The organism is Enterococcus sp. DIV1208, from assembly GCF_050530455.1.
Lineage (GTDB): Bacteria > Bacillota > Bacilli > Lactobacillales > Enterococcaceae > Enterococcus_B > Enterococcus_B hirae.
Genome location: NZ_CP172887.1, coordinates 83951 through 98069 on the forward strand (window position 1 = coordinate 83951; position 14119 = coordinate 98069).

Sequence of the window (14119 nt, forward strand, 5' to 3'; positions counted from 1 at the left end):
ATATGAGCAATGAAAAATTAGATCAGAATACTTTAATCAGCATACTGGGAGAAGTACATGAGGAAAAACCCTTTATTGAGACGAGACTAGATGAGAAAGAAAATTTTAAAAACGCTATGGGTAATATATTCCAACAAAACGCATCCATACAGCCAAAAATAGTAACACCAGACCCAGCAAAAAATTCGGCAAACAATAATCCATCAATACTATCGAGTGCGAAGATGGGAAATGCAACTAGCATATTGGGAGAAACAACCGGTTCAAAATCGTTTATGGCTATGACAGCAGATGAGAAAAAAAAATTTAAAAACGCTATGGGTAATATATTCCAACAAAAACTACCCATACAGCCAAAAATAGTAACACCAGACCCAGCAAAAAATTCGGCAAACAATAATCCATCAATACTATCGAGTGCGAAGATGGGAAATGCAACTAGCGTATTGGGAGAAACAACCGGTTCAAAATCGTTTATGGCTATGACAGCAGCTGAGAAAGAAAATTTTAAAAATGCTATGGGTAATATATTCCAACAAAACCCATCCATACAGCCAAAAATAGTAACATCAGCCTCAGCAAAAAATTCGGCAAACAATAATCCATCAGTACTATCGAGTGCGAAGATGGAAAATCCAACTAGCATATTGGGAGAAACAACTGGTTCAAAATCGTTTATGGCTATGACAGCAACTGAGAAAGAAATTTTTAAAAACGCTATGGGTAACATATTCCTAAAGAACCTGCCCATACATCAGACAACAGTAATACCAGTGCCAATAACAAAGGAATCGTCAGAAACTAAACCTTCTGATCAAGGAGAGCATAGAAGAAAATTCGTTGACGTATTAAATCAAATAAAGTTAAATAATCCAGTAGCACAAGAAAGAACAGCAGAGTCTGCAAAAAAAGAATTTACAGAAAACACCTCTTTGATATTACCGAGTGAGGAGAAGTCAGGACAAGAAGGAAAAACAGGCAGTTTAAATCAACTTACCTCTCAAACCAAAAAAACAGGTGGAGTTCCTTTGTCTAAATCTACATATGTGAATAATATTAGAGACTTGCAAAACAACCCAATATATCAAAGAATCGCTAGACAATTAAGTAATGAAGAGGGGAATAATGGCAAGTTTAATAACGGAGAAGTGGAGAATGGAAAGGTAGATAACGGTAGGTTGAGTAATGGTCAGAAAAAAGAACTGAGAGTAATTTTAGGAGACTGTGGCACACAGGTGGTCAAAATAGATTCGCAGTCTGAAAGACCTACAGCATCTCCAAATCTTGTAAGCCGGGTAAATAATCCTAAGGGCGCCGTTGGGTACGACAGATAAGTAATCAATAAACCAGAACATTTAACTTTTTAACTTCGTTGAGGAATGATCAGAAATTGATGTTGGTTATGAGAGATAGAATAATTGGGACAGAAAGAAGAAAAGTTTCTTTCTGTCTTTTTTTATTTGGTAGGTTTTGCCATGACGGAACATGTTTTGTAGGTTGAAATAATAAAAATAAGCGATTGGATCCTTGACAATTCACCCTCTCTTTCCGGAGGTGGGAATTTAAATAATGGCAGTTCATCTAATCAACAGGGTGATGTTCAACGCTTAGGAGAGCTTTTGGAGAAAAGGCGTGAATCAAGTTCGAGTCTGCAATCAACGTCAAGGATTGCAGGCTCCACAAGTCCTGTAAGGAAGATAACAGAACATAATGAAATTACTGAATACGGTAGTAGATAAGTAATCAGAACTACAAGAGTCATCAACGTAAAAATCAGCGCCATCATTTCAATTTTAGAAATGATGGCGCTGAGTGGATCATTAACTATGTTTATATCGCTTATTTACTTTGGGCTCTTTCTTTTGATACCACACATATAGGATAAAAAGTCCGATACAAAGAACGAACAAAATCGATCCGATGATAAAACCTTGAGGTAAGTAACTAAAAGTGACGGTATGTTTGCCTGCAGGTAGTTTGATCATTACAAAGGCATCTTTGAAGTTTTCGACTTTGACTGCCTTTCCATCGATTTTTGCGGACCAGCCAGCATCATAAGGGATCGTTGTGACTAGCATTCTTTCTTCGGATGTGTTGACAGTACCAGTGGCGGTTCGGCCGGTCGTTTTCATAGCAACACCATTTTCTTTGATTTGATTCATTGCTGCTTGATAAGCAACAACATCAAGTCCAAGAACTTTAGGTTCCATAAAGCTAACCTCTTTTGTGCCATAAAAACTAGCAGAGAAAGTAACTGTTGTGTCTTGAGGATAATATCCTAGATCATAATATTGTCCAGAAATACTGATCTGAGTCTTTCGTGACACACCGTTGACAGTAATCGTGGCGGTAGAACTTTCTAATTGGGCATAGTTAGTAGGGAACAAACTGAGATAAGCTTGTGTGTTTGCTGGTACACGCACTTCCCAAGTGAGCGTTTTGGGCTGGTTATTCGTGGTTTCAGAATAAGTCACCCCGGTAGACGTCTTGTTTACTGTGACGTTTTGTTGGCTTTTCAAAGTTGGTGTGTAGAAAGTAAAATACCGCTCATTTAAATCAGCCAGCCGATTGATCAAATTGGTTTGACTCGTGAGATTGTCAGTTAATGGTTGTTCCACGTGATTAATATCTACTGGTGCTGTAAAAGCTAGCGGTAAAGCATTTAGATTTTTATAGAGTGTATAGTCATCGCTCTGACTTTCTTTCACAAAGCCATATTTGCTAAAGCTACTGTCGTTTTTAGCAATATTATATTTTATTCCTGTAAACCCATCCATCAATAACGTATTGTTTGCGTAGCGGATATTAAGATTTGTTCCTCTTGAACGAAAGCCTAACGAATCTAGATAAGCAGAAGAGTTCCTGTTTCTAATAGAAGAAAACAAACTGATACCACTATAGCCATAGTTAATGGAATCATTAGGAGAAATCGGATCAAGATTTTCTAATCGATAAAAAGTATCCGATTCTTGTTTTGTCTGATCAACAAGTGACTTGATGCTAGGAGCAGGATCAGTATATAAGCTTCGTGAAGCATAATTCCAATCGTCTAATATCCCATGAATCATACTATTCGTATTGACACTTGCTTCTCCTGTCATCAGTAACAGTAACAATAAGCTAAGGTATTTAACGGGCTGTTTTGGTTGCTGGAAAAAGCCAATTGTTAACGCGTAAAGACTCAAGAAAACAATCGTTAAGACAAACGATGTCGTTGTAATATAAGAGTAACTATTATTAGGCTTAAGTCCCCATGCGATAGCAAAAACTGCTGCTAAAATGATGATGATACTTAGGAGTAAGCCTTGATCCTCTTTAGTTATTCGTTCCCATCCTTTGGCCGCTAACAAAAGGACGAGAAAAGAAAACAAATAGGAATAGCGGAACAAAAACATATTAGGCGCATGCATACCATGCCAAAAGAGGTTGAGTGGTACAAGATAGAAACTAGCAATCAATAAAGCAAATAAACTACCATACAAAAGTTTGTTCTTTAAGTTGATTTTTCGACTAGCAAAATAAAATAGACATAAAACTAATGGAAACAAACCAGCATAAATAAAAGGAATGGAGCCATATTTGGTTGTGTCATAGACACCGATCATGTTTTTCATGATGATATCCAAATATGAGGTAGCTTCGGTTTTTAGTGTAGTGATCTGTGTTAATGTTTCGCCATTTGATCGGAGATCCAAGACTGCTGGAAGAATAATGATCATTGATGCTCCACCAGCTAATAAGGAAGTAATCCCATAAGGTACAATCGATTTTTTGTAGAGTGACCATTTTGTAAACAGCCTTGCCATAAAATAAAGAAAAGAAAAAATACCGATCATAAAGCCCATATAAAAACTGGATAAAAAGAGCAATAAGTAACTAACAAATAATAATGTTGGTCGTTTATAATCCATGACCCGATGGATACCCAAAATAATAAGTGGAAGATAAATAAACGCATCCAACCACATAATGATCTCAGAATGAGCGGTAATGAAAGAGATCGAAGCATAGCTAACACTTAAAGCCACTTGTCCCCAACGTGGAATTTTATACGTCCGCGCAAGGAACCAAAAAGATAATCCAGCAAACCCAACTTTAAGCAGAGTTAGAAAATATAAAGCATCAGGCATCATATTATTAGGAAACAAAAGAACAAGCGGAGTAAATAATCCGCCTAAGTAATATGAAATTAAAGATAAATAATTCAGACCTAATGAAGCGTTCCAAGTATAAAAAATACTTTGCTTTCCTAATAACATGTTCCGAAAGCTTGCATGGAAATTTGAAAATTGAGAAAATGCATCACTTGCAAGAATGCTTCGGCTACTTCCTGGATAAATTCCGATACTTAAGTAAACTAACGCAAGTATCAAAAAAGGGATCAGAAAACTAGCAAAAGCATAACGACCATTTTCTTTTAAAAAAAGTTTGATTTTTGTTTTCATTGATTCATTCACCAAATTTCTATGAAATATGAAGTTATCTCTAGTTTATCATATTCATATTTTTAACTACATGAAAAGACTTGGCATTTCCAAAAAAATAAAAAAACAATAATAAATAACGTTTATTTTGAAAATAAAAGGCAAGAAAACTTATATAAACTGATTTTATAAATAATAAAATACCAGTTTTTAAAAGAATACATGTTTAATATTAAGGACTTGGCAAAACCTAAAAAGCCTACAAATGATCGTTCATCAAGATCATTTGTAGGCTTTTCAACTAACTTCTTTTATGAAAAGTAAGGCATTATAATAAAAATAAAAACCGTTCACGCACCGAACGGTTCAAACTTCATTCAATTAAACGCGTGCAACTTTTCCTGACTTCAAAGCACGAGTTGACACCCAAACTTTTTTAGGTTTTCCGTCGATCATAACGCGAACTTTTTGTAAGTTAGGTTTAACAGTACGTTTTGTTGAGTTCATCGCATGAGAACGATTGTTTCCACTTTTTGTCTTGCGACCAGTAAAGTAACAAACTTTTGCCATGTAATTTTCCCCCTTTACCTCGATTTGGAGCGATAGAATAATTCAGCTCATACCAGAATAACATATCATATGAAGGGGTAATATGCAAGTGTCTTTTCATAGCAAGAATTGACAATCCATGGGAATAATTGTAAATTATACAGGACTAATTTTAAAATTTTCAGCGGTTTTTGAGTACTTTAGGGTAACTGCCTTTTATTTCGGGTGACGCTATGATAAAATATGATAGAAGAAAAATGGGAGTATTTTGCCCGTTAAGGAGGCTCATTCATGGCTGTAAAAATTCAAACGTCAGCTGGAACCATTGAAATTACCAATGATGTGATTGCAACAGTTGTTGGTGGCGCCGCAACAGATGTGTTCGGTGTTGTAGGAATGGCCAGCAAGAACCAAATAAAAGATAATATTACTGAAATTCTACGAAAAGAAAATTATTCTCGAGGAGTAGTTGTTCGCCAAGAAGCTAATGGCATCGCAGTAGATGTTTATACGATCATTAGTTATGGTACAAAAATTTCAGAAGTTTCTCGCAATGTCCAAGAAAAAGTAAAATACAACTTGGAGACATTACTAGGTGTAACAGCCAATTCTGTTAATGTTTTCGTCCAAGGTGTTCGTGTACTGCCAGACTAGGCAGAAGGCTTGCTGAATGATTCAGCAGTCGATCTGAAGGAGGATTATCTAGGTGAGTGTAACAGAAATCAGTGCAAGCCAATTCCAGGAAATGGTTCAGGCGGGCGCGAATCGTCTGCAAGTAAATGCAGAATATGTCAATTCGTTAAATGTATTCCCAGTTCCTGATGGAGATACAGGTACAAATATGAATTTATCTATGACAAGTGGAGCTAAAGCAGTTGCTGATTCTACTTCTGAAAAAGTAGGCGAGTTAGCAGCAATGTTATCAAAAGGCCTACTAATGGGAGCCAGAGGAAATTCAGGAGTTATTTTGTCTCAATTATTCCGAGGCTTTTCAAAGCAAATACCTGATGTGACAGTGTTAAACGCTGCAGATTTAGCTGCGGCTTTTACGCATGGCGTTGAGACAGCTTATAAAGCAGTCATGAAGCCTGTTGAAGGAACCATTTTGACAGTAGCCCGTGAAGCTGCAAAAGCAGGAGAAAAGAAAGCTAAAACAAGTGACGACGTTGTTGAAGTGATGACGGCTGTGGTAAAAGGTGGGAAACGTGCCTTAGCGAAAACACCTGATTTGTTACCAGTGTTAAAAGAAGTCGGTGTCGTCGATAGTGGCGGTCAAGGTTTGCTATTTGTATATGAAGGCTTCTTAAGTGCCTTGAATGGTGAATTCAAAATGACAGAAGTCTATGAACCATCACCAGCTGAAATGGATGAAATGGTCAATGCTGAGCATCATCGCAGTGTCCAAGGTCAATTAGCAACAGAAGATATCCATTATGGTTACTGTACAGAAATCATGGTAAAAATCGGTGAAGGGCCAACCGTCGATAGCCAATTTGACTATGAAGAATTTCGTAATTACTTAGATGGAATCGGTGATTCATTATTGGTTGTTAATGATGATGAGATCATTAAGGTCCACGTGCATACCGAAAATCCAGGTGAAGTATTAAATTATGGACAAAAATTTGGTTCATTAGTAAAAATCAAAGTCGACAACATGCGTTTACAGCATGAAACGATTTTAGAACACGATGAGCAAGCGAAACCACAAAAAGCAGCTCGTACACCTTATGGGATCGTAGCGATTGCAGCCGGTAAAGGAGTGCAAGAGTTATTTGAAAGTTTAGGAGCAAACTATGTCATTAGTGGTGGACAAACGATGAACCCAAGTACGGAAGATATCGTTAAAGCGATCAAGGAAGTCAATGCGGATAAAGTCATCGTATTACCAAACAATAAAAATATCTTCATGGCTGCGGATCAAGCGGCTGAAGTAGCAGATATCCCAGTAGCGGTCGTACCATCAAAAACGATCTCTCAAGGATTAACTGCGATACTTTCATTTAATGATCAAGTATCGTTGGAAGAAAACAAAGCGACTATGACAGAAATGCTTGCAAGTGTCGTTAGTGGGCAGATTACTCATGCGATTCGTGACACAACCATTGATGGTGTGAAAATTACTGAGGGCGATTTCTTAGGGATGATTGACGGGAAAATCGTTATCTCAGATTCTGACATGATGGCAACTTCATTCGCTACCTTAGAAAAAATGATCACTGAAGAAACAGAAATTGTGACGATTTTAGCAGGTGAAGGTGGTTCGGTTCATCAAGCAGAAGAATTATCAGCTAAATTAGTTGAACAACATCCAGATTTAGAAATTGAAATTCATCAAGGCGATCAACCGGTTTATCCGTATTTATTCTCTGCAGAATAGAAAAGGACAATCCTTTTCGCCTGAACGAACGGTAAAAGAACGGGGGCTGTACCAGGTTGTTGGTGCAGCCCTATTTCTAAGGAATGGATTGATAGTGAAACATACGGTAAAGGAGGGTGAAATATGAGGTCTTTAAATGATCCAGTGACGATGTTAGCCGGTGTGGGAGCAAAAAGGGCGGATAGTCTTGCTAGTCTGGGAATCCAAACCATCGAAGACCTATTGACCTATTATCCTTTTCGCTATGAAGACATTCAAGAAAGAAATTTAAATGAAATACTTGATCAAGAAAAAGTGACTTTAAAAGGCCTGGTTGTTTCACCACCAGTAATGAGTCGCTTTGGCTACAAAAAGAATCGACTCCAATTTCGTATGATGCAGGATCATGCTGTTTTCAATGTTTCTTTTTTCAATCAACCATATTTGAAAGATAAAGTGATCTTATCCGAAGAAATTGCTGTCTATGGAAAATGGGATGCGAAACGGAAGTCATTAAATGGTATGAAAATTTTGGGTTCTCAAGCGGTGGATGATTTTTCTCCAATCTATCATGTCAATAAATCAATCCGTCAAACAACTTTAGTCGATTTGATTCGAAGAGGTTTCGAAGAGTATGGTGATTTGATCGAAGAGAATCTTCCCAATGGATTAGTTGAGAAATATCGACTGTTGGATCGGCCAACAGCTGTTAAAAGCATGCATTTTCCGAAAAATCATGAAGAAAACCATCAAGCAAAACGAAGAATTGTCTTTGAAGAATTCTTTTTATTTCAAATGCGACTTCAAGGGCTTAAAAAATCGGAAAAAGCAGAAACAAATGGCATTGAAATTTTATATGACATCCAGCGCTTGAAACAATTTATTCAAAAACTACCTTTTGAATTGACGGATGCCCAAAAAAGAGTCACGAATGAAATTTGTCGTGACTTAAGAAGTCCGCAACATATGCAACGCCTATTGCAAGGTGATGTAGGTAGCGGAAAGACGATTGTTGCAGCAATTGCCTTATATGCGGCGGTCACTGCAGGGTTTCAAGGCGCATTGATGGTACCAACTGAAATTTTGGCACAACAACACATGGAAAGCCTTCTTCAATTATTTGATGCGCAAGAAGTTAAACTTGCTCTGTTAACGGGTTCGACGAAAGCCAAAGAACGAAGAGAACTACTCGAATTGCTGGAACAAGGAGAAATCGATATCGTTGTCGGTACCCATGCGTTGATTCAAGAAGGAGTCGAATTTCAACACTTAGGTTTAGTTATTACGGATGAACAACATCGTTTTGGTGTGAATCAGCGAAAAGTACTCCGTGAAAAAGGCTGGCGTCCAGATGTTTTATTTATGACAGCCACACCAATTCCTCGGACTTTAGCGATTACTGCATACGGAGAAATGGATGTTTCGGTAATTGACGAACTTCCAGCTGGCCGGATTCCAATAGAGACGAGATGGGTTCGTACGCCACAATTAAATAGTGTGTTAGATTGGACATGGAAGGAACTGGCGAAAGGACATCAAATGTATGTCATTTGCCCGTTGATCGAAGAGTCAGAAGCATTAGACGTTAAAAACGCTGTTGAAATTTATGAAAAATTAAGTGCGCTTTTTGCGCCTCAGTATGAAGTCGGATTGTTACATGGTAAAATGAAGAACCAGGAAAAAGAAGCAATTATGGAAACATTTAAAGAAAACAAGATGCAAATCTTGGTTTCAACGACGGTCATCGAAGTGGGTGTAAATGTTCCGAATGCTACAGTCATGTTGATCATGGATGCTGATCGTTTTGGATTAGCACAGTTACATCAATTACGTGGACGTGTTGGACGTGGTAGTGATGCTTCTTATTGTGTATTGGTAGCTAATCCTAAAAATGAATTAGGGATTGAGCGAATGAAAATAATGACAGAAACGAACAATGGCTTTATTCTAAGTGAGAAAGATTTAGAGTTGCGTGGACCAGGAGAAGTATTTGGTTTTCGCCAATCAGGCTTACCGCAATTTGCAATTGCTGATCTTGTAACAGATAGTAATATATTAGAGGTAGCTCGTGATGAGGCACAAAAGCTATGGCAGTTAAAGGATTGGCAACTATTGCCAGAATACCAACATTTGATCCGCAGTTTAGACTTGGAAAATCAAGATAATCGTTATTTTGATTAATAGACTGTGCTATACTTTATAGTGATGATAAAAAAGGAGTGGAAATAATGAAAATTGCCGTAGATGCAATGGGTGGAGATCACGCACCACAAGCCATTGTGGAAGGTGTGGCTTTAGCTCAAAAAGATTTCCCAGATGTGGAATTTATCCTTTATGGTAAGGAAAATGAAATAAGAAAATATCTAACAACAGAACACAATGTGACGATCATTCATACAGATGAAAAAATCGATAGTGATGATGAACCAGTTAAAGCCATTCGCCGTAAAAAGAATGCTTCGATGGTTTTGGCAGCACAAGCTGTCAAAAATGGTGAAGCAGACGCGATTTTTTCAGCGGGGAACACTGGCGCATTATTAGCAGCTGGACTCTTTATTGTTGGTCGTATCAAAAACATCGAACGCCCTGGTCTGATGTCTACTTTACCGGTAGTCGGTCAACCCAATGCAGGGTTTGATATGCTTGATCTAGGTGCAAATGCTGAAAATAAACCGGAACATTTATTACAATATGGCATCTTAGGCTCATTTTATGCAAGAAAAGTCCGAGGAATCGGTAGACCTCGAGTTGCTTTATTGAATAATGGGACGGAAGCAACAAAAGGAAGCGAATTAACTAAAAAAGCTTTCGAATTACTTCAAAATGAAACCAGTTTGAATTTTATTGGAAACGTTGAAGCGAGGGAACTATTGAACGGGGTAGCAGATGTTGTTGTAACCGATGGATTTACAGGCAATGCAGTATTGAAATCCATTGAGGGAACAGCCATGAATCTGATGGACCTTTTGAAAGCTGCCATTTTAAATGAAGGGTTTAAAGGAAAAATGGGCGCACTATTGTTGAAAGATGGGTTACGTTCATTAAAATCAGAAATGGATTATTCAAAACATGGCGGAGCAGTTCTTTTTGGATTAAAGGCACCAGTCATCAAAACTCACGGTGCGACTGGACCAGATGCAGTGAGACATACCATCAGACAAATCCACACTATGTTGGAAACCAATGTGGTAGGGCAGTTAGTTGAACAATTCGAAAAACCTGCAGAATAATGTTTCTGGTTGCTCGTCGACGACCCTATAGAAAAAAAGGTGGACAATATTAGAAAATGTCAGTAAAATTAGCCTTGGTGAAGGAAATCGGCAATTTTGATAATTGTTGGAGGTGAAAACATTGTCACGTGAAGAAGTATTTAATAAAGTAGCGAAAATTATTTCAAATCATTTTGAAATTGATACAGATAAAGTAACTGATGAATTAAATATCAAAGATGACCTAAAAGCTGACTCAATCAGCATCATGGAATTTGTTTTGGAACTTGAAGATGAGTTTGGAACAGAAATTTCTGACGAAGATGCAGAACAAATTGAAACAGTTGGTGGGGCAGTTGACTACATCAGCAATCATCTTAACTAATCATCAGCATGAAAGTGAGTAAAGATCAATCGGATCTTTACTCACTTTTTTTTAATTTTTCAAGTGATTTATCTTTATTTTAAATAGATTTTTCTGACAATTCTGGCAACTGACTGAAATTTTCTTGCATTGTAGAGGGGTTTTATATATAATTATTAATAATATATTGCACTATCCTTAGAATAACGCTTATTATAAAACGTTTTATTCTGTGGGATATCATTTTTTATTAAGAAAACTTCCAACCAGGGAGCAGAGAGGGGTATTCGATTGTCAGATAATCAACTATTAGATGTTCAGAACCTACATACAGGCTTCCGTCTTAAAGATGAGTATTACGATGCAGTAGATGACGTTTCTTTTACATTAGATAAAAACGAGATCTTAGCAATCGTTGGAGAATCTGGTTGCGGGAAAAGTACATTAGCGACTACTATTATGGGGTTACTTGATCCAAACAACACAAAGATCACAGGCGAAATTTTATATAATGATTTAAACTTGATTGAATTGAATGAAACTTTGTATAACAAAATCCGCGGGAATGATATTGGGATGATTTTCCAAGATCCGTTATCTGCGTTAAACCCTTTGATGCGTATTGAAGATCAAATTAAGGAAGGGTTATCTTATCATACCAAAATGAACGCTGAACAACGGCAAGCTCGTGCCTTGGAATTGTTGGAGCAAGTTGGGATTCCTAATCCTGCCAGAGTCGGACGACAATATCCTCATGAATTATCTGGGGGGATGAGACAGCGGGTAATCATCGCCATTGCGATTGCGTGTAAGCCACCGATTGTTATTGCAGATGAGCCAACGACAGCGCTAGATGTAACGATTCAAGCGCAAATTCTTGATTTATTAAAAGACTTACAAGAAGAAACCAAAACAGGAATCATTCTGATCACGCATGACTTAGGTGTTGTGGCAGAAATGGCTGATCGGGTAGCGGTAATGTATGGCGGTCAATTTGTTGAAGTAGCTGGGGTCAAAGAACTTTTTGAAAATCCTAAACACCCTTATACCCGTTCATTGTTGAACTCTATTCCTCAAGAGGGGAACCATGAAGCTGAGCTCCATGTGATTGAAGGCGTTGTTCCTTCTTTGAAAAATATGCCACGAACTGGTTGTCGTTTTGCTCCTCGGATTCCTTGGATTCCAGCCAGTGATCACGAAGAAAACCCTGTCCTTCATGAAATTGCTCCGAATCATTTGGTTCGTTGCTCTTGCTACAAACATTTCCACTTTAGAGACGAAAAAGGAGAGGTGTAGATGACAGAATTAATTACAATCAGCGATTTGAAAGTACACTATCCTATTCGTAGTGGATTCTTTAATCGAGTAACGGATCATGTATATGCAGTAGATGGTGTCGACTTCATTATTGAAAAAGGAAAAACGTATGGCTTAGTCGGAGAATCTGGTTCTGGTAAATCAACGACAGGGAAAGCAGTCGTTGGATTAGAAAAAGTGACTTCAGGACAAATCATTTATGAAGGTAAAGATGTCACTAAAAAAAGTAACCGACAAAAAATTGGCTATAACAAAGATGTTCAAATGATCTTCCAAGACTCAATGTCCAGCTTGAATCCTAAAAAGCGAGTATTGGATATTATTGCAGAACCGATCCGTAACTTTGAACGTTTGAGTGATCAAGAGGAAAAGAAAAAAGTGAAAAATCTACTGGATATCGTAGGGATGCCGGAAGATGCGCTGTATAAATATCCACATGAGTTTTCAGGTGGACAGCGTCAACGTTTAGGGGTTGCACGTGCAGTTGCGACAAACCCAAAACTCATCGTAGCAGATGAACCAGTTTCTGCATTGGATTTATCCGTTCAGGCGCAAGTATTAAATTTCATGAAACGAATCCAACAAGAATTTGGTTTAAGTTATTTATTTATTTCTCATGACTTGGGAGTCGTGAAACATATGTGTGATAATATCGCAATTATGTATAAAGGTCGATTCGTTGAAATTGGTACACGAGAAGATATTTATAATGATCCACGTCATATCTATACGAAACGTTTACTGTCTGCTATCCCTCGGATTGATGTCGAAAATCGGGAGTTACACAAAGAGAATCGACGAAGAGTGGAACGTGAGTACATCCAAAATCAAAAGGAGTACTACGATGCAACTGGTCGAGTGTACGATCTCCGTACGATCACACCGACGCATAAAGTAGCGTTGAAAGATGGAGGTGCCAGCTAATGTGGAAAACGATATTACGACGTGTATTATTAATGATCCCACAAGTTATTATTCTTAGTATTTTGATCTTTATGTTGGCAAAAGCGATGCCTGGAGATCCTTTTACCGGGTTGATCAACCCCAACCAAGATCCAGCAGTCATCGAGCAAATGAGACAGGCAGCTGGTTTGAATGATCCTTGGTATGTCCAGTATTTCCGATGGATCGGGAATGCGTTACAAGGAGACTTCGGTCAAAGTTTCTTATACAAACGTTCAGTTTCTGATTTGATTGGTGAGCGTATCGTCAATACTCTTTACTTGTCGATCTTAACAGTTATCATTACTTATTTGATTGCTGTACCACTAGGTATGTTGGCGGGCAGATACCAAAACTCATTTTTGGATAAAGCTGTTGTAATCTACAATTTCTTTAGTTTTGCTGTTCCGTTATTTATCTTTGGATTGATTATGTTATTTGTATTTGGTTATCGTCTAGGTTGGTTCCCAACCAGCGGCTCCCAGACGTTAGGAATCCAAGGGGGCTTTTTCACCCAGTTGATTGATCGCATGAAATACATCATTTTACCATCGATCACTCAAGCCTTTTTAGCTACAGCTGTAACGATTCAGTATTTACGTAGCGAAGTCATTGATTCAAAATCTTTAGACTTTGTGCGAACTGCCCGTTCAAAAGGGGTACCAACCAATAAAGTATTTAGTCGTCATATTTTCCGAAACGCGGCATTGCCGATGGCTTCACAAATGGGTTATGAAATTACTTCCTTGATTGCTGGTTCAGTAGTTATTGAAAAGATTTTTGGCTACCCAGGAGTCGGTAAATTGTTTATTGATTCGATCGGACAACGTGACTATACAGTTATTACCTCCTTAGTATTGATTTTAGGAATTGCGACGTTGATCGGAACCTTGCTTTCAGATATCATCATGAGCATTGTTGATCCACGTATCCGTATCCAATAAAATTCAATCAG

General features: G+C 37.8%; 11 protein-coding genes. 9 read left to right on the plus strand and 2 right to left on the minus strand.

Features of this window, described 5'->3' with window-relative positions; all coding sequences use genetic code 11:
- Window positions 1-2: 2 nt before the first annotated feature.
- Entirely contained in the window at window positions 3-1334 is a 1332-nt protein-coding gene (locus tag IGK91_RS00465) for a hypothetical protein (RefSeq protein WP_010736803.1), read from the plus strand.
- Window positions 1335-1820: 486 nt separating this feature from the next.
- On the opposite strand, the gene IGK91_RS00470 is transcribed toward IGK91_RS00465, so the two are convergent.
- Window positions 1821-4445, minus strand: a complete 2625-nt coding sequence (locus IGK91_RS00470) for a YfhO family protein (protein ID WP_034866722.1) — start codon at window positions 4443-4445, stop codon at window positions 1821-1823.
- A 360-nt stretch (window positions 4446-4805) separates the two neighbouring features.
- Complete coding sequence (gene rpmB / locus IGK91_RS00475) at window positions 4806-4994, minus strand: 50S ribosomal protein L28 (protein WP_010720425.1); 189 nt, start codon at window positions 4992-4994, stop codon at window positions 4806-4808.
- A 270-nt stretch (window positions 4995-5264) separates the two neighbouring features.
- Here rpmB and IGK91_RS00480 point away from each other — a divergent pair, with 270 nt between their 5' ends.
- From IGK91_RS00480 to opp4B, 8 genes are all read left to right on the plus strand, one after another.
- Complete coding sequence (locus IGK91_RS00480) at window positions 5265-5627, plus strand: Asp23/Gls24 family envelope stress response protein (RefSeq protein ID WP_010720424.1); 363 nt, start codon at window positions 5265-5267, stop codon at window positions 5625-5627.
- Window positions 5628-5679: 52 nt separating this feature from the next.
- Window positions 5680-7353, plus strand: a complete 1674-nt coding sequence (locus IGK91_RS00485; protein WP_081123100.1) for a DAK2 domain-containing protein — start codon at window positions 5680-5682, stop codon at window positions 7351-7353.
- A gap of 123 nt (window positions 7354-7476) precedes the next feature.
- Window positions 7477-9513 carry an ATP-dependent DNA helicase RecG gene (recG, locus tag IGK91_RS00490; RefSeq protein WP_430605310.1) on the plus strand — a complete coding sequence of 679 codons (2037 nt, stop codon included), beginning with the start codon at window positions 7477-7479 and terminating at the stop codon, window positions 9511-9513.
- Between the two features lie 47 nt (window positions 9514-9560).
- Window positions 9561-10562 carry a phosphate acyltransferase PlsX gene (plsX, locus tag IGK91_RS00495; RefSeq protein WP_010720421.1) on the plus strand — a complete coding sequence of 334 codons (1002 nt, stop codon included), beginning with the start codon at window positions 9561-9563 and terminating at the stop codon, window positions 10560-10562.
- 121 nt (window positions 10563-10683) lie between these two features.
- Window positions 10684-10926: an acyl carrier protein gene (acpP, locus tag IGK91_RS00500; protein WP_010720420.1), complete on the plus strand. Its 243-nt coding sequence runs from the start codon at window positions 10684-10686 to the stop codon at window positions 10924-10926.
- A 270-nt stretch (window positions 10927-11196) separates the two neighbouring features.
- On the plus strand, window positions 11197-12201 hold the full coding sequence (locus tag IGK91_RS00505; RefSeq protein WP_010736807.1) for an ABC transporter ATP-binding protein: 1005 nt from the start codon (window positions 11197-11199) through the stop codon (window positions 12199-12201).
- Window positions 12202-13146: an ABC transporter ATP-binding protein gene (locus IGK91_RS00510; RefSeq protein WP_010720418.1), complete on the plus strand. Its 945-nt coding sequence runs from the start codon at window positions 12202-12204 to the stop codon at window positions 13144-13146.
- Window positions 13146-14108 carry an oligopeptide ABC transporter permease gene (opp4B, locus tag IGK91_RS00515; protein ID WP_010720417.1) on the plus strand — a complete coding sequence of 321 codons (963 nt, stop codon included), beginning with the start codon at window positions 13146-13148 and terminating at the stop codon, window positions 14106-14108. Before IGK91_RS00510 ends, opp4B begins: the two co-directional genes overlap by 1 nt.
- Window positions 14109-14119: the final 11 nt, after the last annotated feature.

Bases quoted from the DNA above. Each gene is read 5' to 3' on its own strand.
- plsX (WP_010720421.1), top strand. From the start codon at position 9,561: ATGAAAATTGCCGTAGATGCAATGGGTGGAGATCACGCACCACAAGCC.
- IGK91_RS00470 (WP_034866722.1), bottom strand. From the start codon at position 4,445: ATGAAAACAAAAATCAAACTTTTTTTAAAAGAAAATGGTCGTTATGCT.
- IGK91_RS00510 (WP_010720418.1), top strand. From the start codon at position 12,202: ATGACAGAATTAATTACAATCAGCGATTTGAAAGTACACTATCCTATT.
- IGK91_RS00465 (WP_010736803.1), top strand. From the start codon at position 3: ATGAGCAATGAAAAATTAGATCAGAATACTTTAATCAGCATACTGGGA.
- IGK91_RS00480 (WP_010720424.1), top strand. From the start codon at position 5,265: ATGGCTGTAAAAATTCAAACGTCAGCTGGAACCATTGAAATTACCAAT.
- recG (WP_430605310.1), top strand. From the start codon at position 7,477: ATGAGGTCTTTAAATGATCCAGTGACGATGTTAGCCGGTGTGGGAGCA.
- rpmB (WP_010720425.1), bottom strand. From the start codon at position 4,994: ATGGCAAAAGTTTGTTACTTTACTGGTCGCAAGACAAAAAGTGGAAAC.
- opp4B (WP_010720417.1), top strand. From the start codon at position 13,146: ATGTGGAAAACGATATTACGACGTGTATTATTAATGATCCCACAAGTT.